Source organism: Nonomuraea typhae, assembly GCF_009760925.1.
GTDB lineage: Bacteria > Actinomycetota > Actinomycetes > Streptosporangiales > Streptosporangiaceae > Nonomuraea > Nonomuraea typhae.
On record NZ_VRLV01000001.1, the window covers coordinates 865,355 to 888,774 of the forward strand.

At 70.4% G+C, this 23,420-nt stretch carries 21 protein-coding genes; 13 read left to right on the top strand and 8 right to left on the bottom strand.

Annotated features, from left to right (window positions below; all coding sequences use genetic code 11):
* Positions 1-3: 3 nt before the first annotated feature.
* The 3 genes from FVE25_RS04130 to arfA are packed head-to-tail and all read right to left on the bottom strand — an operon-like array spanning position 4 to position 3,596.
* A complete protein-coding gene (locus FVE25_RS04130; protein ID WP_157245001.1) occupies positions 4-870 on the bottom strand; it encodes a carbohydrate ABC transporter permease in 867 nt (288 codons plus the stop codon).
* Positions 867-2,111, bottom strand: a complete 1,245-nt coding sequence (locus FVE25_RS04135) for an ABC transporter substrate-binding protein (protein ID WP_157245002.1) — start codon at positions 2,109-2,111, stop codon at positions 867-869. Before FVE25_RS04135 ends, FVE25_RS04130 begins: the two co-directional genes overlap by 4 nt.
* Positions 2,112-2,117: 6 nt before the next feature.
* The gene (arfA, locus tag FVE25_RS04140) at positions 2,118-3,596 is read right to left on the bottom strand and encodes an arabinosylfuranosidase ArfA (protein ID WP_157245003.1); all 1,479 of its coding nucleotides are present in this window, start codon (positions 3,594-3,596) and stop codon (positions 2,118-2,120) included.
* Between the two features lie 76 nt (positions 3,597-3,672).
* Between arfA and FVE25_RS04145 the strand changes: the two genes are divergently transcribed.
* The gene (locus FVE25_RS04145) at positions 3,673-4,671 is read left to right on the top strand and encodes a LacI family DNA-binding transcriptional regulator (RefSeq protein WP_157245004.1); all 999 of its coding nucleotides are present in this window, start codon (positions 3,673-3,675) and stop codon (positions 4,669-4,671) included.
* Positions 4,672-4,677: 6 nt separating this feature from the next.
* On the opposite strand, the gene FVE25_RS04150 is transcribed toward FVE25_RS04145, so the two are convergent.
* Positions 4,678-4,905: a hypothetical protein gene (locus FVE25_RS04150; protein ID WP_157245005.1), complete on the bottom strand. Its 228-nt coding sequence runs from the start codon at positions 4,903-4,905 to the stop codon at positions 4,678-4,680.
* A 63-nt stretch (positions 4,906-4,968) separates the two neighbouring features.
* Here FVE25_RS04150 and FVE25_RS04155 point away from each other — a divergent pair, with 63 nt between their 5' ends.
* The gene (locus tag FVE25_RS04155; RefSeq protein WP_157245006.1) at positions 4,969-5,388 is read left to right on the top strand and encodes a cadmium resistance transporter; all 420 of its coding nucleotides are present in this window, start codon (positions 4,969-4,971) and stop codon (positions 5,386-5,388) included.
* A 6-nt stretch (positions 5,389-5,394) separates the two neighbouring features.
* Here the strand turns inward: FVE25_RS04155 and FVE25_RS04160 are convergent, their stop codons facing one another.
* Complete coding sequence (locus FVE25_RS04160) at positions 5,395-6,351, bottom strand: cyclase family protein (RefSeq protein WP_246266597.1); 957 nt, start codon at positions 6,349-6,351, stop codon at positions 5,395-5,397.
* Positions 6,352-6,609: 258 nt separating this feature from the next.
* On the opposite strand from FVE25_RS04160, the gene FVE25_RS04165 reads away from it, so the two are divergent.
* From FVE25_RS04165 to FVE25_RS04175, 3 genes are all read left to right on the top strand, one after another.
* Positions 6,610-7,347, top strand: coding sequence for a DUF3050 domain-containing protein (locus FVE25_RS04165; protein WP_219825293.1), 738 nt, complete (start codon positions 6,610-6,612; stop codon positions 7,345-7,347).
* A gap of 271 nt (positions 7,348-7,618) precedes the next feature.
* Complete coding sequence (locus tag FVE25_RS04170) at positions 7,619-8,212, top strand: hypothetical protein (RefSeq protein ID WP_157245008.1); 594 nt, start codon at positions 7,619-7,621, stop codon at positions 8,210-8,212.
* An 84-nt stretch (positions 8,213-8,296) separates the two neighbouring features.
* Complete coding sequence (locus FVE25_RS04175) at positions 8,297-8,812, top strand: hypothetical protein (protein WP_157245009.1); 516 nt, start codon at positions 8,297-8,299, stop codon at positions 8,810-8,812.
* Positions 8,813-9,553: 741 nt separating this feature from the next.
* Here the strand turns inward: FVE25_RS04175 and FVE25_RS04180 are convergent.
* Together FVE25_RS04180 and FVE25_RS04185 are read right to left on the bottom strand one after the other, a co-directional pair.
* Positions 9,554-11,593 (bottom strand): S9 family peptidase, encoded by a 2,040-nt coding sequence (locus FVE25_RS04180; RefSeq protein ID WP_157245010.1) that lies wholly within the window; start codon positions 11,591-11,593, stop codon positions 9,554-9,556.
* A 55-nt stretch (positions 11,594-11,648) separates the two neighbouring features.
* Positions 11,649-12,143, bottom strand: a complete 495-nt coding sequence (locus FVE25_RS04185) for a hypothetical protein (RefSeq protein ID WP_157245011.1) — start codon at positions 12,141-12,143, stop codon at positions 11,649-11,651.
* A gap of 191 nt (positions 12,144-12,334) precedes the next feature.
* On the opposite strand from FVE25_RS04185, the gene FVE25_RS54960 reads away from it, so the two are divergent.
* From FVE25_RS54960 to FVE25_RS04210, 5 genes are read left to right on the top strand one after another with little or no spacing between them, the layout of a single operon-like run.
* On the top strand, positions 12,335-14,014 hold the full coding sequence (locus FVE25_RS54960) for an ABC transporter substrate-binding protein (protein ID WP_181019437.1): 1,680 nt from the start codon (positions 12,335-12,337) through the stop codon (positions 14,012-14,014).
* Positions 14,011-14,877, top strand: coding sequence for an ABC transporter permease (locus tag FVE25_RS04195; RefSeq protein ID WP_246266599.1), 867 nt, complete (start codon positions 14,011-14,013; stop codon positions 14,875-14,877). The genes FVE25_RS54960 and FVE25_RS04195 overlap by 4 nt, the downstream gene beginning before the upstream one ends.
* A complete protein-coding gene (locus tag FVE25_RS04200; RefSeq protein ID WP_157245013.1) occupies positions 14,874-15,866 on the top strand; it encodes an ABC transporter permease in 993 nt (330 codons plus the stop codon). Before FVE25_RS04195 ends, FVE25_RS04200 begins: the two co-directional genes overlap by 4 nt.
* Positions 15,856-16,800, top strand: coding sequence for an ABC transporter ATP-binding protein (locus tag FVE25_RS04205; protein WP_157245014.1), 945 nt, complete (start codon positions 15,856-15,858; stop codon positions 16,798-16,800). Before FVE25_RS04200 ends, FVE25_RS04205 begins: the two co-directional genes overlap by 11 nt.
* Positions 16,800-17,717 (top strand): ABC transporter ATP-binding protein, encoded by a 918-nt coding sequence (locus tag FVE25_RS04210; RefSeq protein WP_157245015.1) that lies wholly within the window; start codon positions 16,800-16,802, stop codon positions 17,715-17,717. Before FVE25_RS04205 ends, FVE25_RS04210 begins: the two co-directional genes overlap by 1 nt.
* A gap of 197 nt (positions 17,718-17,914) precedes the next feature.
* On the opposite strand, the gene FVE25_RS04215 is transcribed toward FVE25_RS04210, so the two are convergent.
* On the bottom strand, positions 17,915-20,206 hold the full coding sequence (locus FVE25_RS04215; RefSeq protein WP_246266601.1) for an immune inhibitor A domain-containing protein: 2,292 nt from the start codon (positions 20,204-20,206) through the stop codon (positions 17,915-17,917).
* 201 nt (positions 20,207-20,407) lie between these two features.
* On the opposite strand from FVE25_RS04215, the gene FVE25_RS04220 reads away from it, so the two are divergent.
* From FVE25_RS04220 to FVE25_RS04230, 3 genes are read left to right on the top strand one after another with little or no spacing between them, the layout of a single operon-like run.
* Positions 20,408-21,715: an ABC transporter substrate-binding protein gene (locus FVE25_RS04220; protein ID WP_157245016.1), complete on the top strand. Its 1,308-nt coding sequence runs from the start codon at positions 20,408-20,410 to the stop codon at positions 21,713-21,715.
* Entirely contained in the window at positions 21,712-22,614 is a 903-nt protein-coding gene (locus FVE25_RS04225; RefSeq protein WP_157245017.1) for a carbohydrate ABC transporter permease, read from the top strand. The genes FVE25_RS04220 and FVE25_RS04225 overlap by 4 nt, the downstream gene beginning before the upstream one ends.
* Positions 22,611-23,420, top strand: a complete 810-nt coding sequence (locus FVE25_RS04230; RefSeq protein ID WP_157245018.1) for a carbohydrate ABC transporter permease — start codon at positions 22,611-22,613, stop codon at positions 23,418-23,420. Before FVE25_RS04225 ends, FVE25_RS04230 begins: the two co-directional genes overlap by 4 nt.

Here is a 23,420-nt window from a genome sequence, read left to right on the forward strand (position 1 = left end):
GCACTAGAACCTCACCGCCCGGCGGCTGAAGAACACGTTCTGCGCCAGCGACAGCACGAACACGATCAGCACGAGCACCCAGGCGATCGCCGAGGCGTAGCCGAACTCGAAGTCCTGCAGGCCCTTGCGGTAGACGAGGTAGACCAGGGACTCGGTGGCGAAGTGCGGCCCGCCGCGCGTCATGACGAAGATCTGGTCGAAGACCTGAAGCGCGGCGATCGCGGCGATGATGAAGACGAACATCGTGGTGTGCCCCAGCAGCGGCCAGGTCACCTTGCGGAAGCGCTGCCACGGCCCGGCGCCGTCGATCGTGGCGGCCTCGTAGTACATGCGCGGGATGGTCTGCAGCCCCGCCAGGTACATGACCATGTAGAAGCCGGTGTTCTTCCACACGCCGACGCCGATCAGGTACCACATGGCCACGTCCGCGTCGCGCACCCCGTCGCCCACGTTGACGCCGAGACCGCGCAACCAGTACGTGACCAGCCCGATGTCCGGATCGAGCAGGAACTTCCACGCGATCGCCACCACGCCCAGCGAGACCACGGACGGCAGGAACAACGCGGAGCGGAAGAACCCGCGCCCCCGGACCCGGCCGTTGAGCAGCAGCGCCAGGCCCAGGGCCAGGGCGACCGCGGCGGGCGTGGCCACGACCGCGTAGAACACCGTGTTGCGCAGCGCGACCAGGAAGGCCGGGTCGCCGAGCAGCTTCGCGTAGTTGCCGAGCCCCACGAAGAGACCGGGGCCGATGGACTTGTCGTAGAAGGAGTCGGCCAGCGACTGGAGCATGGGCCAGACCATGAACACCCCGGCCACGATCAGGGTCGGCGCGAGGAAGGCGTACGCGGTCGCCGTACGGCGGGCCCTCATGGGCCGGCTACCGCCGTGATCGCCTTGGCCGCCTCGTCAAGGGCCTGCGGGGCGGGCGTCTTGCCCGTGGTCACCCGCTGGATGGCCGGCTCGAAGATCTCCTCGTAAATCTTGCGGAACTCGGCCTGGCCGGGCAGCAGGACACGCGCCTTCGCCGAGTGGGCGGCGAACTGGGCCACGTACGGGTTGGCCTTGGTGTCGGCGGGGGTGACGTCCGTCCGGACGCCGGGGAAGCCGGAGCCGTTGGACCACTCGATCTGCGACTGCCTGGAGTTCCAGAACGTGAACCACTCCCTGGCCGCCTTCTGCTTGGCCTCGCCGGCCTCGGCGTTCACCACGAAGGAGGAGGCGCCGGCCAGCGTCACCGGACCGGCGGGGCCCGCCGGGACCATCGCGACGCCGAAGTCCAGCCCGGCCTCCTTGAAGCCGGTGGTCATCCACGGGCCGGTGATGTTGGTGGCCGCCTTGCCGGTCTGGAAGAGCTTGTCGGCGTCCGCGCCGCCGAGGCCGGTGGGTGAGATCCGGTCCTTGACGATGAGGTCGCTCCACTGCTGGACCGCCTGCACCGACTGCGGGCTGCCGAGCGAGAGCAGGTCGCCGCCGTTGCCCCACAGCAGGATCGGCCAGACCTGGATGGTCTGGTGGTCGGGCAGCGCGGTGCCGTACTGCTCGGGGCGGCCGTCGCCGTTGGTGTCCTTGGTCAGCTTCTTCAGCGCCGCCTGCCAGTCCCGCCAGGTGACCGGCGGCTTGGCGGGGTCGAGACCGGCGTCCTTGAAGAGCTTCTTGTTGTAGTACATGAGGATCGGCGTGAACGTCATGGGCACCGCGTAGTGCTTGCCCTTGAAGACCGTGGCCTCGACGGCCGGTTTGACCAGGCTGGCCTTCTGCTCCTCGGTGTACCAGTCGTCGAGCGGCGCCAGCACGCCCTTGGCGGCGAAGCGGCCGATGTGCGCGTCGTCGAAGGCGACGAGGTCGGGGCCGTTGCCGCTGGTGAAGGCGGGCAGCAGCTTCTGGAACAGCACGTCCCAGGTCATGATGTTCATCTCGATGCGGACGCCGGGATGCGTGTCGTTGAACTTCTTGACCAGCGCCTCGAGCGCCGGGCGGTCGGGGCCGGTGTAGCCGTTCCAGAAGGTGAGGGTGACTTGCCGCGATTTACCGGATATTTCGGACTTATCCCCAGACCCGCAGGCGGTCAGCGGGAGTGCGGCGACGACGGCTAGGGCGAGCAGGCGTTTCATAGGAGGTCAGCTCCCGGTGAAGGCGAGACGGATCAGGCTCCAGGACGCGGCCGGGAGCAGGGCGCGCAACTGTCCCCCGTCGAGCTGCGCGTTGGTGAGCGGAACGACGGCCGCCTCGGTGGCATGCGGATCGGCGCCCGCCTCCAGCAGGTGGGTCTGCGCGAGCTTCAGCCGCCCCAGGGTGCGCAGGTCGGCGGTCAGGTCCAGGGCCTCGTGGGCGCTCCTGTTGACCGCGATCAGCGTGACGCCCTCGTCGTCGAGGGTGGCCACGGCGGACAACTGCGCGGCCTCGCCGTACCTCGCGGTGTCGAGCAGCGGCGAGCGCGGCTCCACCCGCAGCACCGTCCCCCGCGCGTGGCGGGCGGTCAGCGCGAACGGGTGGAAGATCGTCTGGCGCCAGGCGGGACCGCCCGGCGCGGTGCGGATGGGCGCGATGATGTTGGCGAGCTGCGCCTGGCAGGCCACGCTCACCCGGTCGGCGTGGCGCAGGAGCGTGACGAGGAAGTCGCCGACCACCACGGCGTCGGCCGCGGTGAAGGTGTCCTCGATGAGCGCGGGCGCCTCCTCGAAGCCGCCCTGCTCGCGCCCCTCGTAGCGGGCCTGGTTCCAGACGTTCCACTCGTCGAAGGACAACATCATCTTCTTGGTACGGCGCAGCCGCGCCTTCACGTGGTCGGCGGTCGCGACCACGGAGGAGATGAACCGGTCCATGTCGGCCGCGGCGGCCAGGAAGCTGACGAGGTCCCCGTCCTCCTCGTAGTAGGCGTGCAGCGAGACGTAGTCGACCGCGTCGTAGGCGTGCTCCAGCACGGTCGCCTCCCACGCTCCGAACGTCGGCATCTGGGAGTTGGAGCTCCCGCACAGCACCAGCTCGACGCCCGGATCGACCAGCCGCATCGCCTTCGCGGTCTCGTTGGCCAGCCGGCCGTACTCGGTGGCCGTCTTGTGCCCGATCTGCCACGGCCCGTCCATCTCGTTGCCCAGGCACCACAGTCTGATCCCGTACGGCTGCGCCGCCCCGTGCTTGATCCTCAGGTCGGACAGGTGGGTGCCGCCCGGGAAGTTAGCATATTCCAGCAGGTCACAGGCTTCCTGGATGCCACGGGTGCCCAGGTTGACGGCCATCATCGGCTCGACGCCCGCCTGGGCCGTCCAGTCCATGAACTCGCCGAGCCCGAACCGGTTGGTCTCGATCTGCCGCCAGGCCAGGTCGAGCCGGGTCGGGCGGTCGGGGCCGACGCCGTCCTCCCAGCGGTAACCGGAGACGAAGTTGCCGCCGGGGTAGCGCACCACGCTGACGCCCAGCTCGCGGGTCAGCTCCAGCACGTCGCCGCGGAAGCCCTCGGGGGTGGCGCTCGGATGACCGGGCTCGAAGATCCCCGTGTAGACGCACCGGCCCATGTGCTCCACGAACGAGCCGAACAGGCGCCGGTTGACCGGTGCGATCTCGAAGGCCGGGTCCAGGCTGAGGTGTGCGTCAGTCATGGCAGCCTTTCTACATCGTTGTCTGCAACGTTGTAAATGGCCTATTCCATCGTTGTAAACGCGGTAGAGTGCCGTCATGCGGCCCAGGCTGAAAGACGTCGCCGAACACGCGGGCGTGTCCATCAAGACCGTCTCCAACGTCGTCAACGGCTATCCCCACGTCCGCCCGGACACCCGCGCCCGGGTCGAGGCGGCCATCGCCGAACTCCGCTACCAGCCCAACCTCTCCGCCCGCAACCTGCGCAGCGGCCGCTCAGGCGTGATCGCGCTGGCCGTGCCCGACCTGTCGATCCCCTACTTCTCCGAGCTGGCGACCAAGGTGATCGAGGTGGCCGACCTGCGCGGCTGGACCGTCCTCATCGACCAGACCCAGGGCGAGCGCGACAAGGAACAGCTGGTCATGTCCGGCATCCGCGCGCAGCTCATCGACGGCCTGCTGTTCAGCCCCCTCGCCCTCACCCCCGAGGACGTGCGGGCGCGCACCGACCAGACCCCGATGGTCCTGCTGGGCGAGCGCGTCGGCGGCGGCACGCTCGACCACATCGCCGTCGACAACGTCGCCGCCGCCCACCTGGCCACCACCCACCTCATCGGCCTGGGCCGGCGCCGCATCGCCGCCATAGGAGCCCAGCGCGCCGCCCGCGCAGCCACGGCGGAACAGCGCCTGCGTGGCTTCCGCCAGGCGCTGTCGGACGCCGGCATGTCCGAGCACGCGGTCGCCGGCGTCTCCGACTACCACCGCGCCGACGGCGCGGAAGCCATGGCCCGCCTGCTGACGCACACCCCCCCGGACGCCGTCTTCTGCTTCAACGACACCCTCGCCCTGGGCGCGCTGCGCACCCTGCTCTCCCGCGGCGTGCGGGTTCCTCAGGACGTCGCCCTGATCGGCTTCGACGACATCGAGGACGGCCGCTTCTCCACCCCCACGCTGACCACCATCGCCCCGGACAAGACGCACATCGCCGAAGCCGCGGTCGGCCTCCTGGCCGCCCGCCTGGCCGCCACCGGCCCCGAACCCCCGCAGGACCTCTGCGCCCCGCACCGCCTGATCGTCCGCGAGAGCACGGCAGGATGACGATCGTCAGCGGCGCAGGGCGGCGAACGCCTTGACCACCGTCTCCAAGGGGAAGCCGCCGGGTGTGCGGGTCCGTCGGCGGGCGCGCGGTCGTTCAGCCCGCCGGTCAGGCCCGCCTCGGAGAAGCTGGTGAAGCTCGGGCGCACGCTGCCAGGCCGTGGCGCGGCCCCGCACGAACCCCGTGCCGCGCGGCCCGAACAGCCACTTGCGGGTCCCATGATCGGGCTCGCTCATCCGACGGTACGCTCTCACGGCCCGGCCGCTACTCTCGCCTAGGACATCTCACCGGAAGAGAGCATGTTGGGCATCATCGGGCAGGCAGCCGGACTGTTCGCCGTCACCAACCTCGACGATCTCGTGATCCTGGCCCTGTTCTTCGCTCAGGGAGCCGGCCGGCGGGGCGCCGCCGTCCGCATCGTGGCCGGGCAATATCTCGGGTTCCTCGCGATCGTGGCCGTGGCGGTGGCCGCCGCCTTCGGCGCCACCTTCCTGCCCGCCCCGGTCCTGCCCTACCTCGGCCTGCTGCCCCTCGCCCTCGGCGTCAAGGCCGCCTGGCAGACGTGGAAGGACCGCCGCGACGGCGACGGCGACGGCGACGAGGCGCCGCGGGAGCGGGCGGGCGGGCCCGGGGCGCTGGAGGTGGCCGCGGTCGCCTTCGCCAACGGCGGTGACAACATCGGCCTGCTCATCCTCGTGGAGGGCGGGGTCTTCGCGTGAGCCGGGTCAGAAGGTGGCGATCGGGTTGACTGGGCTGCCGGAGGTACCGGCGAAGCGGACCGGCGCGACCGCCAGGTGGAAGTCCCACTGGCCGAGCTCGGCGGCCGTCGCCGCGCACGCCTCCAGGTCGCAGTTGTCGAGCATCCACAGGCCCATCGCGACCAGGCTCACGGCGTGCACCGGCATCAGCACGTCTTCGTACCCCGACGGCTGAACGTCCTGGGGGGTGTCGGCGCCGATCAGCGCGACCTGCCGCTCGTGCAGCCACGGCAGGCAGGACGCGTGCCAGCCGGCCTGCGTGAAACCGCCGGCCGGACCGCTCTCGTGCCGGGCGCGGCCATGGCCGGTGCGCAGGAGCACCGCGTCGCCGGGGCGCACCCGCACGCCCTGGCGGCGCTCGGCCTCCTCGAGATCGGCGGGGAACACGCCCTGCCCCGGCTCCAGCCACGGCACGTCCCGCACGCTCGCGATGTCCAGCAGGACGCCCCGCGTGACGATCCCGTCGGCCGCCGCCGTGACCGCCGCCCACGCCGAGCCCGTCGCGGCCTCGACCAGCGTGTGCGACCGCCCGTTGTACATCGTGCCGTCCCAGTAGAGGTGGCACGGAGAGTCGAGGTGGGTGAGGGTGTTGCCGTGGAAGGTGATGCCGAGCCGCTCGGAGGAAAAGCCCCAGCGCCGGTCGGCGTGGAACGCGGCCACCGGCATGTCCTCGGCACCCGGCATGTCGGCGGCGCACGGGCACGTCGTCGTCGACCGCTCCATGTCCCGCGGCACGGCAACCTCCCACGCGCACGACACGCTCCTGCCGTGGCGCACGGCCCGCGCCGCGGCCAGCCGGACGTCGTCGGTGATGTGGTTGAGAGTGCCGAGCTCGTCGTCGTCGCCCCACCGTCCCCAGTTCGACAGCGTGTTGAAATATCCGAGCACGTCGTCCTGGGTGGGCATCGGTCGCTCTGCCGTCATCCCAGCAGGGTATACCGGACCGTCACCAGCAATTATCCGCGGCCGGATATGCTCGCGCGAACCGGGCGATTGACATGAGGTAAGGGCCCCCAGTGGATTCATGTTCCTTGTGGCGATACCGCGCCCGGCGCATCCTCGGAGTGGCACCCACCCACAGCGGCCCGAGGAGGTCTTATGGCGTTGTCGCGTTATCATTTCGACCACGATCATGCGGGGTTGATCGCGCTCAAGAAATCAATAGAGCCGATACGCCGCAAAGTGCTCGCACACGATGTCTACCTCTCCATGAAGGAAATAGGCGACGTCGCCACCTTCATGGAGCACCACGTATTCGCGGTCTGGGACTTCATGTCGCTGCTCAAGAGCCTGCAGTTGCAGCTGACCTGTGTCCGGGTCCCGTGGGTACCCTCGGGCCCCAGCGCCTGCCGCCGCCTGATCAACGAGATCGTCCTGGTCGAGGAGAGCGACGAGCTCGGCGAAGGGTACATCAGCCACTTCGAGCTCTACCTCGAGGGCATGCGGCAGGCCGGAGCGGACGCCAAGCCGATGGAGTCGTTCATCGCGCGGTTGCGCGGCGGGACCTCGGTGCCCGTGGCCCTCAAGGCTCCGTCCATTCCTCAGGCGGCCGCGAAGTTCGTCGGGACCACATGGCGCATCCTGGACGGCGCCCCCGTGCACTGCCAGGCCGCCGCGTTCGCCTTCGGCCGCGAAGACCTCATCCCGGATATGTTTGAACAGGTCATCCGCATCGACGACCACGGCGGCAAGCTCGCCCACTTCAAGGACTACCTCGCCCGCCACATCGAGGTGGACGCCGACGAGCACACGCCCATGGCGATGCGCATGCTCATCGACCTGTGCGGTGACGACGACCGCAAGTGGATGCAGTGCGCCGACACCGTCAACACGGCGCTGCGGGCGCGCATCGCGCTCTGGGACGCCATCTACCACGAGATCCTTGCCGGGCGCCACCAGGTGCCCGTCGAGCTGGGCTAGTCTCCAGCTCCCTCCGTGCGGGGATCCGCCCCTTTGACAAACCCGGAACCGATCCAGGGACGAGGCCCTGCGTACGGCGGGCCGCGCGGCCCGCCGTACGCAGGGCATTCCGCCGCCGCATGATCGCCATAAAGAACTTGACCGGCGTCATGGCCGAGTTCCCCGGTAAGAAATGTCACCGCCAGGGCAGCGTTTGATGGCTGGACCGGCCAAAACGGGCGGTGATGATGGTGGGGAATCGACGGTGGAGGGGATTTCATGCCGGGGTGGTATGTCCATTTGGAGTCCGCCCGGCTGGCGGCGGACCGGCTGCGCGCAGGTGATATTCCACCGGATTTTTCCGCTGCCTGCCGCCGAGGCGCGGCAACTGGGGGAGACGGCGCACAAATGGCGTAATTATCTGGCCGCCGGCGCATTGGGGCCCGACCCGTTCTATCTGCTGCCCGACTTCGCCGGCGCTCCCGGGCGCGGCCTGCGCGAGCTCGTCGACGTCGGGCTCGACGTGTGGGAACTCGTCGACGAGGTGTTTCTCCGCCACTGGGAGCGGTGGATCGACCCGATCGCGGCCAACGACCAGGACCTGTCCGCACAGCTGACGGGCGGGCTGAGCGCCCAGCTCGGCGAGACGCTCAATCTGCTCGTGGAATCGCGGTGCGGGACCGTGCCCATCCCGACGGGAACACCGACGAGGAGCGGCAGGAAAGCGTCGACGACGCCGAGGCGAGAATGGCCTTCGTGCTCGGGTGGATGTCGCACTGCGCCACGGACGCCGTCGGGCACGCATGGACGAACGCCAAGACCGGAGGGCCGTTCCGGCTGCACTGGCAGCGCCATCACCTGGCCGAGAACCACATGGACGCGCTGAACTACCTCGGCCGGTTCGGCAACGGGCCGTTCTACGGTGAATACGGGACCTCCGCGCTGCATTTCCGCATCGCGTTCCGGACCGGTGCGCTGCCAGCTCTTCGACCTGGACTCCGAGCCCCTGCCCGAGCATCTGTGCGAGGCGCTGATCGACACGATGGAGGCCGTGTACGGGAACGCGGCGCCCAGAATCCCGGAGTCGGACCCCGCCTACCACGACGACGGCTCGGGACGGCCCAACAACGCCGCGTTGCAGCAGATGTGGCAGGTGGTCTACCGCTACCTGAAGATGGTCGCCTCCGACGGGCTGGAGCCCGGCGCGCCGGTCCCGCCGTCCCTGATCAACGACCACGCGCCGCCGATCCCGCCGGGGTTCACACCGAGGTTCACCTTCGACGTCCCGTGCACGGTCCCCGAGTTCTACGACGAGGACAAATACAACAAGGGCCAGACCCAGCCGGCGTACGACCCCAGGCGCAACCTCTCCCTCCACTACCTGGACGACAAGGCGCCGCACCCCGGCCGGTGCGCGCCGAAACCCGTGACCGGTGACCAGATCGAGCAGGCCAAGGGACTGGCCCCGGAGGGCGAGGGAGTGTGAGACATGCACGACGACGAAACCCCTGAACGCGGTGGCAGCAGCTCCCGGGCCATCGGCGGCCGGCCCATGCCCCGGCCGTTCGAGCCGACGCCGGGCTGGAAGCCCGACCCGGCGCTGCTCGACAGCCTCAGGGCGACGATGGGCAGGCTGACCGAAGGCCGCCCGCCCACGCGGCAGCGGGGACTGTTCCCCTTCCTCATGATTCGCGGCACGGTACCGGGCGACCGCGGCGCCCGCCCTCTGTGGCCGCCCACGCACTGCTGGGTGAGCCCCGACATCCTTCTCATGAACGCCGCCTACACCGGTCCCTTCGATCCGTCCCGCCTGGTCCTGCAGCCGCGGGCGGGACAGGCATACCGGGTGTTCGTCCACGTCTGGAACCTCGGCCGCTTCCCCGCGCACGGCGTCGCCGTACGCGCCTGGTGGGTCGATCCGCAGATGGACTCCACCGCCCCTCTGGTCCACCACCTGATCGGCGGACGCTGGGTCGAGGAGCTCAGCGACCGCGCGCAGCCCGGCTGTCACCGGTTCGTCGAGATCGAGCGGCCCTGGAAGGTGTTCCATGACAGGGACGGGCACGAGTGCCTGCTGGCCGGCGTCGACTGCTTCGGCGATCCCTGGAACCAGACGCTCGACCCCAACCGCGACCGGCACGTCGCCATCATCAGCGGCGAGGAGAGCCGCCGACCGGCGCTTCCGCGGCGGCTACTCCATCGTCGCCGTCGACCGCCCGCCCCGCGCCTAGGTCGTCGGCGGCTCCACCACCCGCCGATCGCCCGGAGCGGCGAGGTTCCGCCGCAGGAAGTCCCGTTCGATGGCCATGACGTGCTCGGTCATCCCGCCGGGCGTCATGTGGCTGACCCCGGGCAGCAGCACCGTCGCGTGCGGCCGCCCGGCCCGGGTGAGCGCCTCGGACAGGCGCAGCGTGTGCAGCGGGTGGACGTTGTCGTCGGCGAGGCCGTGGATCAGCAGCAGCGGACGCGACAGGCGAGGCGCGTCGGCGATCAGGGAGTCGGCCGCGTAGCCCTCGGGGTTGTCCTCGGGCAGGCCGAGGTAGCGCTCGGTGTAGGCGGTGTCGTACCAGCGGAAGTCGGTGGGCGGCGCCCCGGCGCAGGCCGCGTGGAAGACGTCGGGGCGGCGCAGCACGGCCAGCGCGGCGAAGTAGCCGCCGTAGGACCAGCCGCGTACCGCGACCCGGGACAGGTCGAGGTCCGGGTGCTTGCCGGCCAGCTCGCGCAGCCCGGCCACCTGGTCCTCCAGCGCTACCTTGGAGAACCTGCGGAAGATCGCCCGCCCGAAGGAGACGCCGACGTTGGGCGTGCCGCGGTTGTCGATGGTGACGACGGCGAAGCCCTGGTCGGCCCACCACTGCTTGCGGATCCACCGGCCGGGCTCCCGGGCGATCACCTGGTGGCCCGGCCCGCCGTACACGTCGAGAAGGACGGGCAGCCGCTCGCCGGCGACATGACCGGCCGGGTAGAGGACCGCGGCGGGAAGGCCGTGCTCGGTCACCCGCTCCAGGACGGGCCGCGGCCGGTACGGCACGGCCGCCGACAGGTCGCGCAGCTCCACGTCGCCGGCGAGCCTGCGGGTGCGCATGCGCTCCAGCGACCCGGAGGTCAGCACCAGGGTGGCGCTGCTGACCACGGCGCCGTGCACGCCGGGCTCATCGGTGATCCTGGTCAGCCGGTCGCCGGGAGACAGGCGGTAGACGTGCTGCTCGGCCGGCTCGCTCTCGTGCGCCTCCAGGACGAAGTCCGCGCCGAGACGTCCGGCGACCCGCCGGACGTACAGGCCGGGCGGCGTGGCGATCCGGCCGTCGATCGCCAGCGCCTGGATCTCGCCGCTCTCGACGACCTCCAGGATCTGCCCGCCGTCGAGGGCGGGCGCGTGCTCGATCCACTGCGGGTGGCGGAACGTCCACAGCTCGGCGGTGGTGCCGGTGGCGGGATTGACCTCCAGGAGCCTGCCGTGCTGCTGGAGCCGGTCCAGGACGGTGATCACCAGCCGGTCGCCGCTCCAGCCCGCATCGGCCACGTAGGGGAAGCGGCGCTCGTCCCAGAGCACCTGCCCGCGCCCGCCGTCCAGCCGGAGCAGGTGCAGCTCGACCCGCGCGTTCGGCCCTCCGGCCTGCGGGTACGGCTGGCGTAGCGGAGCCTGCTCGGGGCTGGCCGGGTCGGCCAGGTAGCGGCGGGGCACCGCGGATTCGTCCACCCGCGCGGCCAGCAGCGTCCGCCCGTCGGGAGACCACCAGTGGCCCCGGGTCCTGCCCAGTTCCTCGGCGGCGGCGAACTCCGCCACCCCCCAGCTCACCTGGGACTCCGCCGCCAGGATCCGGGTGATGTCGCCGTCGAGCAGCAGCAGCCGTCCGGAGACCACGTAGGCGATCCGCTCGCCCTGGATCCGGGGGTCGAAGGCCGGGCCGCCGGTGGGGAGTTCCTCGGTCTCGCCGGTGGCCAGGCGGGTGCGGAAGAGCCGGCCGCCGAGGGTGAAGACGGCGTGGACGCCGTCGCTGTCGTAGGCGCCGATGCCCGGCGCCCACAGGCGAACCCGCTCCCGGAACATCCGCTCCTCGGGCGGCAGGTCGTCGCAGTGCGGGGCGAGCACGGCGGGGTCGGCCAGGAGGCGTTCCTCGCCGGTGCTGAGATCGGTGGCCCACAGGCACTCGACCGGGTCCTCTGGGCCGTTCGAGCGCAGGAAGAGCGCCACCTGGCCGGCGTGGACCGTGATCGCGCGGGGTGCGCCGTAGGTGAAGCGGCCGGTGCGGGAGAGGAGTTCCATGACATGTGAAATATCACATTTTTCTAAGAAAGGGACCGCACCGGCCCGGTCAATCTCAGCCGGTGACCGTGGCCCAGACGGTGATCTGCTCGATGCACTGCCGCTTGCCGTCGGGGCCCGCCGGGCCGGTCAGCGTGGGCTCGCAGTACGTGGCGCCGTCCGTGCCGGCCAGGGTGCCGGTGCCGATCCGGCCGGGCACGTAGAGCGTCGCCCGGATGGTCTGGCCCGCGGTGGCCGTGGTCGTGTGGCCGTCGAAGCGTACGGTGTTGCCGGCGACGTGGACCGTTCCCCGCGTGTCGCCCACGGGCGTGGCACCGTTGTGGCTGAGGACGCCGACCGGGACGTCGCCGGTGCTCGTGGAGCTGACCAGGCCGTAGGTGGTGGCCTGGGTGCCGGTCACATCAACACAGGACTGGAGGTACCGGTCGCCGACCGGCTTCCAGGCGCTGCACTTGGTGACGGTCGCGGAGGCCGAGGCCGAGACGGCGGGGGCGGTGGCCGCGAGCGTGCCGATGAGCAGGGCGCCGAGCGTGCTGACGATCTTGTTCATGGTTTCCCTCCCGAGAGGATCGAAGGTTCGCTTAGTAATATGTCACACATCATATGGCAAACTCGTGATCAAGAAATGAAGCCCGGATGGCGGCTTGGCGATCAACACGGTTTGGTCACGCACTCTTGTCAGTGCAATGTCACACATTTACAGTCGCCCTCGTTTCGAACGTTCAACCCCGGGAGCGACGCGTGACGACGAACAAGGGCCTGTTATCCCTGGCCATCTGCCTCCTGCTGGGCGCCGCGGGCTGCGGCGGCGGCGGGAAGCCCCGCGCCGCCACCGCACAGGGCGGTCCCGTCAAGGGCGGCACCCTCACGGTCTTCAACAACGCGGACTTCAACCACCTCGACCCGGCCCGCAACTGGACCATGCGCGACATGGGCTTCGGCGCCCGGCTGCTCTACCGCACGCTCACGACCTTCAAGCCGGGCAGCTCCGAGGTCGTCCCCGACCTCGCCACCGACCTGGGCCGGCCGTCCGAGGGCGGCAAGGTCTGGACCTTCACCCTCAAGGACGGCGTGGCCTACGAGGACGGCAGCCCGGTCAAGGCACAGGACGTCAAGTACAACGTCGAGCGCTCCTTCTCGCCCGAGCTCACCGGCGGCCCCGACTACGCCCGCAAGTACCTGATCGGCGACGACTACAAGGGCCCGCTCACCGGCAAGCACCTCGACTCCATCGAGACGCCCGACGACAAGACGATCGTCTTCCGCCTCAGGCGCCCGGTCGCGGAGTTCTCGCAGACCACGACCCTGCCCACGTTCTCCCCGGTGCCGCAGGCGAAGGAGGCGGGCGTCAAGTACGACGACCGGCCCTTCTCCTCCGGCCCCTACAAGATCGAGAAATATCAGCGCAAGGTCGAACTCGTCCTGGTGCGCAACGAGCACTGGTCCCCGGCCACCGACCAGGTGCGCAAGGCATACCCCGACCGCATCGTGGTCAACATGTCCGTCGGCGGCGCCGCCCGCGACACCCGGCTCATCGCCGACCAAGGGCCCGACCGCTCGGCCATCGGCTACACCGACGTCGCCCTGCCGGTGCTGCCCAAGGTCTTCACCAACCCCCGGGTCCAGCAGCGCATGAGCAGCATGGTCGACGGCTGCACCGGCCTGATCTACCTCAACACCGCCAAGCCCCCCTTCGACCGGCAGAAGGCCCGCATGGCCGTGCACTACGCCGCCGACAAGACCGCGCTGCAGACCGCGGCGGGCGGCCCGCAGATGGCCGAGGTCGTCGGCGCCATCCTCCCGCCCGGCCTCACCGGGGGAGCGCAGCGCGACCTGCTCAACATCCCGCCGGCCGGCGACGTCGAGAAGGCCAGGGCGCTGCTGGCCGAGGCGGGCGTCCAGACCCCGGTGAAGATCCGCATGGCCACCAGCGCCGGCGGCAAGGCCCAGGCCGAGGCCCTGCAGGCCGGACTCAAGCGGGCCGGCTTCGACCTGCAGATCGACCTGGTCGACACCTCCGCGCTCAACGGCATCAACGGCACGCCCGCCAAGATGCCCGAGCTGCAGTTCGGCGGCTGGTGCCCGGACTACCCGTCAGGCTCCACCTTCCTGCCGATGATCGCCGACAGCCGCCTCATCAGCGAGGGTTACCACGGGGGCAACGCCTCGCTGCTCAAGGACCCGGCGATCGACAAGAAGATCAGCGAGATCGACGCGATGACCGACGCGCAGGCCGCCGGCAAGGCGTGGCTGGAGCTGGAGGAGCAGGTCATGGCGACCGGCGCCTACGTGCCCGTCACGCTGGTGAAGCAGAACAACCTCTTCGGCTCCAACGTGGCGGGCGTCAAGGGCAACCCGATCTGGGAAGGCAATCCCGACTTCGCCGAGATCGGGCTCAAGGATCCGGGCCTGTCGAAGTGATCGCACGGCTGCGCCGTACCAGATCCGCCATGATCGGGCTCGGCATCGTCTGCTTCTTCGTCCTGCTGGCGCTGGCGGCGCCGTTGCTGGTACGGCTCAGCGGCTGGGACCCCGCTCAGCCCGATCCCTCGGCCGTCGACCCGAACCTGGCCGGGCTGCCCCGCGAGGTGTTCAGCGCCGAGCACTGGCTCGGCGTCGAGCCGGTGAGCGGCCGGGACCTGTTCTCCCGGGTCGTCATGGGGACCCAGGTCTCGATGCTGGTCGCGTTCGCCGGGGCCGCCGTGGTGCTCACGCTCGGCGCGCTGTTCGGCGTCACCGCCGGGTTCTTCGGCGGCTGGGCGGACGCGGTCATCAGCCGGCTGATGGACCTGCTCATGTCGTTCCCCGGCCTCATCTTCATGATCGCCATCATGTCGGTGACGCCGCACGTCAACCGGCTGGTCATGCTGATCACGGTGATCGGCCTGTTCAGCTGGCCCGGCGTGGCCCGCATCGTGCGCGGGCAGACGCTGTCGGTCAGGGAGCGCGAGTTCGTGGAGGCGGCCAGGATCAGCGGGTCCGGCGCCGGCCGGATCCTGCGCCGCGAGATCCTGCCGAACGTGGCCGGGCCGCTCATCGCCTACGCGACGCTGCTGGTGCCGGGCATGATCAGCGCGGAGGCCGCGCTGTCCTACCTCGGCATCGGCATCCGGCCGCCCACCCCGTCCTGGGGCCAGATCCTCGCCGACGCGGTCACCTACTACGACGTGGCGCCCACCTACTTCGCCATCCCCGGCCTCTGCCTCTTCCTCGTCATCCTCGGCTTCAGCCTGCTCGGCGACGGGCTGCGCGACGCCGTCGACCCCAAGGGGGCGCGCCGATGACGGCCTACCTGCTGCGCCGGCTGGCCGCCGCGGCGGCGGTGCTGCTGGCCGTCTGCCTGACCACGTTCGTCATCTTCACGCTGCTGCCCAGCAATCCCGCGCTCATCGCGTGCGGCAAGAGCTGCACGGCCGAGCGGCTGGCCGAGATCAGCAGCCAGATGGGGCTGGACCGGCCGCTGCCGACCCAGTTCACCGACTACGTCACCGGCATCTTCGCCGGGCGCTCTCTGGGCACCGGGCAGTACGCCATCCGCTGCGACTTCCCCTGCCTCGGCTACTCGTGGCAGACCGGGCAGCCCGTCTGGGACATCCTGCTGGAAGGGCTGCCGATCACGTTCTCGCTGGCGCTCGGCGCGAGCGTGCTCTGGCTGACCGGCGGCCTGGCCGCGGGGGTGGCCTCCGCGCTGCGCAAGGACACGCTCACCGACCGGCTGCTGGTCGGCTCCACCGTGGTCAGCGCGGCGCTGCCGATCTACTTCGTCGGGCCGATGCTGCTGTTCCTGACGGTCCGGTGGCTGGAGCTCATGCCCTACCCGGGCTACGTCGCCTTCGGCGAGGACCCGCTGGCCTGGGCCCAGAACCTGCTCCTGGCCTGGGTCGCGCTGGCGATGCTCTCGGCCGCGATGTACGCCAGGCAGAGCCGGTCGTCGATGATCGAGACGATGGCGGAGCCGTACATCAGGACCGCCCGCGCGAAAGGGCTGCGACGCAGGACGGTCGTGGTCAAGCACGGGCTGCGGGCCGCGCTGACGCCGATCGTCACGTTGTTCGGCATGGACCTGGGCGCGCTGATGGGCGGCGCGATCATCACCGAGTCGATCTTCAGCCTGCCGGGCATCGGCAAGATCACCGCGGACAGCATCACCGGGCAGGACTACCCGGTGATCCTGGGCACCACGCTGCTGGCCGCCTTCTTCATCGTCTTCGCCAATCTCGTCGTCGACCTGCTCTACGGCGTCGTGGACCCGAGGGTGCGCCATGCTTCTTGACGTCAACGGGCTGAGCGTCTCCTTCGGCGGCCTGCACGCGGTCCGGGACGTGAGCTTCGGCCTCGACCGCGGCCGCACGCTCGGCATCGTCGGCGAGTCCGGCTCGGGCAAGTCCGTGACCAGCCTGGCCCTGCTCGGCCTGCATCTCGGCGCCGAGGTGACGGGCTCGGTACGCTTCGACGGCCGGGAACTGGTCGGCGCGCCGGAGGAGGACCTGCGCAGGCTGCGCGGCCGGCGGATGGCGATGATCTTCCAGGATCCGCTGTCGTCGCTGCACCCCCACTACACCGTGGGCGAGCAGATCGCCGAGGCATACCGCCTGCACCTCGGCGCCTCCCGCCGGGCCGCGCGCAACCGGGCCGCCGAGGCGCTGGCCGAGGTCGGCATCCCCGCCCCGCACCGGCGGGCGCGCGACCATCCGCACCAGTTCTCCGGCGGCATGCGCCAGCGCGTGATGATCGCGATGGCGCTGGCCTGCGAGCCTGACCTGCTCGTGGCCGACGAGCCCACCACCGCCCTGGACGTCACCGTCCAGGCGCAGATCCTGGAGCTGATCAAGCGCATCCAGCAGGACAGAGGGCTGGCCGTCATCATGATCACCCACGACCTCGGCGTGATCGCCAGGGTCGCCGACGAGGTCCTGGTCATGTACGGCGGGCGCGTCGCCGAGCGGGCGGCGGCCGAAGCGCTCTTCGCCACGCCCCGCCACCCCTACACCCGCGGCCTGCTCGACTCCCTGCCCCGCCTGGACGACCCTGAGGACACCCCGATGCGGGCCATTCCCGGCGCCCCGCCCTCACTGCTCCAGCCGCCGCCCGGCTGTCCCTTCCACCCGCGCTGCCAACACCGGATGACGGTCTGCGAGAACGACCTGCCCGCCCTGGCCGAGCTCCCCGCCGGCCACCTCGCCGCCTGCCACCTGGGGAGCCCGTGATGCTGACCGTGACCGACCTGGAGATGCGCTTCAAGGACGTGCGGGCCGTGCGCGGGGTCTCCTTCACGGTACGGCCCGGCGAAACGCTCGGCCTGGTCGGCGAGTCCGGATGCGGCAAGTCCACCACGGCCCGCGCGATCGTCCGCCTGCTGGAGCCCAGCGCGGGCACCATCCGCTTCGGCGGCCGCGACATCACCCACCTTTCGCACCGGGAGCTGCGCCCGCTCCGGCGCGACCTGCAGATGATCTTCCAGGACCCGCACTCCTCGCTGAACCCCCGGCAGACCGTGGGCCAGATCATCGCCAACCCGCTCGTCGTCCAGGGCGTGCCCGGCGTCAAGGCCAAGGTGGCGGAGCTGCTCGACATGGTCGGGCTGATCCCCGAACACGCCGGGCGCTACCCGCACGAGTTCTCCGGCGGCCAGGCCCAGCGCATCGGCATCGCCAGGGCGCTGGCCACCCGCCCCAAGCTGGTTATCGCCGACGAGCCGGTGTCGGCACTGGACGTCTCCGTACAGGCGCAGATCGTCAACCTGCTGGAGGAACTGCAGCGCGAGCTCGGGCTGACCTACATCTTCATCGCCCACGACCTGTCGGTGGTACGCCGGGTCAGCGACCGGGTCGCGGTCATGTACCTGGGCCGGATCGTGGAGGTCGGCGCCAGGGACACGCTCTACGACCATCCCGCCCACCCGTACACCCGGGCGCTGCTGTCGGCGGTGCCGGTGCCGGACCCGAAGGTGGAACGCACCCGCGACCGCATCGTCCTCCAGGGCGACCCGCCCTCCCCGGCCGCCCCGCCGCCGGGCTGCTCCTTCCATCCCCGGTGCCCGCGGGCCGAGGAGCTCTGCCGGGCGGACCGGCCGCTGCTGAGGGTCCATCGGGGGCGCGAGGTGGCCTGCCACTTCCCGCTCTGACAAGGGCCCCGGCTGGACCGGAGTCCCGGCTGGACCGGAGTCCCGGCTGGACCGGAGTCCCGGCTGGGCTGGGGGCTCCGGTTGGGCGTGGGAGTCGGTCGTGCACCGTGAGCGGTGCTGTCCTGGAAGGCGTTCGCCGGGCTGGGGTGGGGCGGCGGTGTCTGGAAATATCCGGACTCCGCCGTCCCACGGTGTGGCTAGGAAGACCGGCTGACCCGGACCGTGGTGCGCAGCCCCTGGTCGGCCTCCCTGATCACCTCGATCCTGGTGCCGGCGGCCGGCGGCCGGACCCCGAGCTGCGGATTGGTGCTGTACCAGTAGACTCCCGCGCGGTCGTCGAAGGCGGGCACGCCCGGCCGGGCCGGGAACACCGTGGGCGCCCCGTCCTTGTGCAGCCGGACCCGATCGGTCCCGCCCAGCCCGAAGGTGGCGTCGAACAGCTGCAGCCGCCCGTTGACCTTCGTGTTGTCACGCCACAGCAGCGGCACCGCCCGCGCGTCGATCGGCAGCGCCATGCCCTCGCCCGGATGCACGCTGGTGTTGTTGTCGGAGTAGTAGGTGTCCCACAACCACACCAGCACCCCGTCCTGGTACGGATACCGCTCGTAGATGTGCGCCCGCCGCGGATCGTTCTGGAACCCCGCGCTGTAAGGCCCGGTCCGCAGATACTTCCCGTATCCCGTGTACCGCCGGTTCTCCACCAGATACGCACGCGGATGGTCCTTCACCCCGATCCGCCCGGCCCGGCTGAAGCCCTGCGGGGTCCACCCGTTGTCGCCCTGCTCGGCGTCGTCGGCGAAGACGCCGGGCAGCGAGAGGGCGTCGACGACGAAGCCGTTCTCCACGGTGTTGGTGTCGGTGAAGTACCGCAGCCGGAACAGCACCTTCTGCCCGGCCCACGGCCCGAGGTCGTAGGCCAGGTCGGCCCACTCGCTGCGCCCGGTCAGGCCGGGTACCCCGTTGACGCTGGGAATGGGCTGCCCGGCCAACGTGCCGCCGACGCCTTTCCAGGTCTTCCCGTCGGCGGACACCTCGGCGTACAGGTAGTCGAAGTCCTGCTCGATGCGGAACCACGTCCTGGCCGTCAGCGTGGTCGAGGTGGCCTTGGCCAGGTCGATCTCGCGGGTGAGGGTGTTGCTGAGGTAGTCGCCGCGCCCGCTCCACCACTGCCACCGCCCCTGGGCGGGGTCGGTCAGCTCGGCCTGCTCGGTGTGCGGCGGCAGCGGGACCAGCAGCGCCTGCGGGTCCCTGGTGTTGTACGAGCTCACGCCCAGCGTGTGCGTGGAGGCCGTGGCCGCCGCCCGCTCGTAGGACAGCCAGCCCAGCCGCAGTTTGCTCCAGGCGTCCAGGTCGCCGGGGTACTCCCCGAGCGGCCCGCCGCGCTCGGCCAGGTAGGAGGCGTCCGACATCAGCGACCAGAACTTCACGCTGTTCTCGCCGCCGGCCGTCTCGTACAGGTCGGGCAGCCCCAGGTCGTGGCCGTACTCGTGGGCGAGCAGGCCGACGCCGCTGTTCTCGCCGACGGTCAGGAACTTGCCGATCCAGATCCCGGTGTCGCCGATCTGGGTGCCGCCCTGCTTGTTGAACTCGGGCCCGGCGTCGCCGCGCAGGTTCCAGAAGGCGTCGTGGCTGACGGCCCACAGCGCGTCGGCGCCCTGCGCGCCGCCGCCCCAGGTCTCGTCCACGCCCGCGTGCACGATCTGCACCCGGTCGAGGTAGCCGTCGGGCTCGTTGAACTCGCCGTCGTTGTCGTGATCGTTGCGGTCCCAGACGTCGAAGGTCTTCAGCTCCGCGACGATCTGCTCCTTGGTGCGGCCCTTGGCCAGCTCGGCCCGGTACCAGGCGTCGCCCGCGTCCTTGGCGAAGTCGAACAGCGGCAGGTCGCAGTCCAGGCCCCGGTCGCAGCGCGGCGTGCCGTACCGCGACTCGTTGTACGGCAGGCGCACCCAGTCGGAGACCTTGCCGTCGAGGTCGTAGCGCCCGGAGGACTGCAGCCGGTAGAAGTTGCGCAGGGAGTTGGCGCCGGGGGAGGCGTCGAAGAAGGCCCGCTGGTAGGAGGCCCGGTCGAAGTCGCGCCGCCACAGCGTGTGGTTGTCGTGGCCCGGATCGGGCCGGGGGATCGTGTTGTGCCGCGGCCCCGGGGTGCCGCCGTAGCGGATCTGGCCGTTGTGCAGGGTCTCGTTGTCGATCCGGTCGCCGAACTCGGCGAGGATCGCGAAGGCGCGGTCCCTGCGCTCGAGTGAACGTTCAACGTACCGGTGGCCCACCTTGACCTTGCCGGCCCGGGCCGGGCCGGGCTCGTCCAGCGCCTCCTGCACGGCCGTGGTCCTGGCCGCGCGTTCCTCGATCGCGATGGGGCTGTACGGCTGCGCCGGATGGCGGCCGTCACCGGGTTGGACAGGTCCCGGAACCGGGTCGGCATGGGCGAGACCCTGCAGCGGGACCAGGGCTAAGGCCAGGCCCGCGAGCAGGGCGGGGAGCTTGCGCACCGCTCTCCTCCAGAGTTGAGTGATGTGTCGCGCGTAATATGTCACATGGTGAAGAAGAGGGCCAGACCTCTTGCCCACGATATGAACGTTCAAATAAGCTCCGGGAAATCCGCGGTTCCGCGACGGCCCACGTGGTGCCGATATGAACGTTCAAACTTCGCGCGCGACTCATCCCCCCAACGCCCGGAAGGACGCAATCGCATGATCAATCGTCGTGGCGCCCTCGCGCTCGCCCTGGCCGCAACCACCCTCACCGCCGCCTGCGGCGGAAACACCCCGCAGAAGAGCGGCGGCCCCGTCACCGTCACCGTCTGGAGCTGGAAGCCCGCCTCCGACGGCCTGGCCGCCGTGGCCAAGGACTTCGAGCAGGCCAACCCCGGCATCAAGGTCGACGTGCGCGCCGTCGGGAACCCGGCCATCTGGGACAAGATCACCATCGGCCTGGCCGCGGGCGGCAAGGGCCTGGCCGACGTCCTGCACATCGGCATCGACTACCTGCCCGGCTACATGGACAAGTTCCCCGGCGGCCTGGCCGACCTGCGCGAACTGGGTGCGGACCGGCACAAGGACGCCTTCGCCAAGGGCCTGTGGCCCACGGTGACCGGCAAGGACGGCGGCGTCTACGCGCTGCCCTGGGAGGTCAACCCGGCCGGCTTCTTCTACCGCAAGGACCTGTTCGAGAAGGCGGGGGCCGACCCGGCGAAGATCCGGACCTGGGACGAGGCGATCGAGGCGGGCAAGGCGCTCAAGGAGAAGACCGGCGCGTACCTGATCGGGCTGAACAAGCCCGCCGCGGGCGGCGTGGACATGGACTTCTACCAGTCGCTGCTCCAGCAGCAGGGCGCCTTCTACTTCAACCGGGAGGGCGAGGTCACGCTCTCCTCGCCGCCCGCCGTACAGGCGATGACGCTCATCAAGAAGATGAACGACGCCGGCATCGTCGCCGACACCTCCGGTGAGAACGCCGCCAAGCAGCTCATCAGCAGCGGCAAGCTGGCCGTGCTGCCGTGGGCGGCCTGGGCGGTCAGCTACATCCCCGAGATGCGCCCCGAGCAGAAGGGGCTGTGGCGGGTCATGCAGCCGCCCGCGGTGACGGCCGGCGGCAAGCGCGCCGCCATCGTCAACTCCACCCACCTGGCCGTCGCCGGCGCCAGCCCGCGCCGGGCCGAGGCGTACAAGTTCATCGAGTACGCGCTGACCAGGCCCGGCGTCGTCAACAAGGCGTTCAGGGAAGGCGGCGTCTTCCCCGCGCTCACCGCCGCCCACGCCGACCCGGCCTTCACCGCGGCCCAGCCGTACTTCGGCGGCCAGCCCGCGCTCAAGCCGTTCACGGACGCGCTCGCCGAGGGCGCCGACGCCACCTACTACTCCGGCGACTACGCCAGAGCCCTGAAGATCGCCGGCGACGCGCAGACGAAGGTCCTGCTCAAGGGCGCCGACCCGGCCGCCGCGCTGACCGAGGCCGCGACCCTGCTGGCGCAGCAGACGAACAGGAAGCTCGCCGGATGACGCTCACCCTCACGCGGGCCCGGCACGCGCCCGCGTCCCGGCGCTCCCTCGTCACCAGGCGGAACATCCCGTACCTGCTGATCCTGCCCGCCGTACTCGGCTTCGTGGTCTTCAAGGCGTACCCGATCGTGGCGGCCTTGTACATCAGCCTGACCACCGGCGCGGGCGCGGCCCGCACCTTCGTCGGCCTGGACAACTACGTCCGGCTGGTCAACGATCCGCTGTTCTGGACCTCGCTGGGCAACACGGGGCTGATCCTGGTCGTGCAGGTCCCGCTGATGCTCGCGCTGGCGCTGCTGCTGGCCCTGGGGCTCAACTCCCCGCTGGTCCGGCTGCGCGGCCTGTGGCGGCTGGGCGTGTTCATGCCGTCGCTGACCGGCCTGGTCGCCTACGGCGTGATGTTCTCGGTGATCCTGCGCAAGGACGCCGGCCTGCTCAACTGGCTGCTGAGCCTGTTCGGCGTGGAGGCGATCGACTGGCTGGGCACCCCGTTCTGGGCGCGCATCGCCATCGTCATCGCCCTCACCTGGCACTACACCGGCTACAACGCGGTGATCTACCTGGCGGGGCTGCAGAGTATCCCGAAGGACGTCTACGAGGCGGCGATGGTCGACGGCGCGGGACCGGTGCGCAGGTTCTGGTCGATCACCGTGCCCCAGCTGCGGCCGATCCTGCTGCTGACCGTGGTGCTGTCCACGATCGGCACCCTGCAGTTGTTCGACGAGCCGTTCGTGCTGACCGGCGGCGGGCCGGACAACTCCACCCTGACCATCTCGCTCTACCTCTACCAGAACGGCTTCCGCTACTTCGACTTCGGCTACGCCGCGGCCATCGCCTACGCGCTCACGCTGATCGTGGCCGTGTTCGGGATCGCGCAGATGAGGATGCAGAAACGATGAAGGGCTGGACGCTCACCTTCGTGCTCGCCGCGGTGTTCGCGCTGTGCGCCGGGCCGTTCTACTGGCTGGCCATGGCGGCCACGCACGCCAACTCCGACATCTTCTCCTGGCCGCCGCGCTTCTACCCCGGCGACCGGCTCGCCGCGAACACGGCCACGCTCGAGGAGTCGATCGGCCTGCTCAACGTGCTGGGCAACACGCTGTTCGTCGCGGTCGTGCAGACCGCCGGCGCGCTGGTCGTCTCCTTGCTGGCCGGCTACGCCTTCGCCAAGTTCGCCTTCGCCGGCCGCAACGTCTTCTTCGTGCTGCTGCTGTCGACGCTGGTCATCCCCAGCGGCGTCACCATCATCCCGATCTTCGAGATGATGAACGACATCGGGCTCATCGACAGCTACCCGGCGCTGATCCTGCCGGGCCTGTCGGTGCCGTTCGGCGTCTTCCTCATGCGCCAGTCGCTGCTGGCCCTGCCCGACGAACTGCTCGACGCGGCCCGGGTGGACGGCGCGGGCGAGCTGCGGGTGCTGTGGCGGGTGGTCGTGCCGGTGATGCGCCCGGTGCTCGCGGCGCTGGCCGTCTTCCTCTTCCTCGGCGCGTGGAACGACTTCCTGTGGCCGCTCATCGCGCTGCGCACGCCGGAGATGTTCACGCTGCCGGTCGCGCTGGCCACCTTGCAGGGCCTGGCCAGGACCGACTTCGGCCAGGTCATGGTGGGCACCGCGATCTCGTCGCTGCCCATGATCGTGCTCTTTCTCATCCTCCAGAAACAGTTCATCTCCGGCCTGCTGGCCGGTGCCACGAAGGGATAG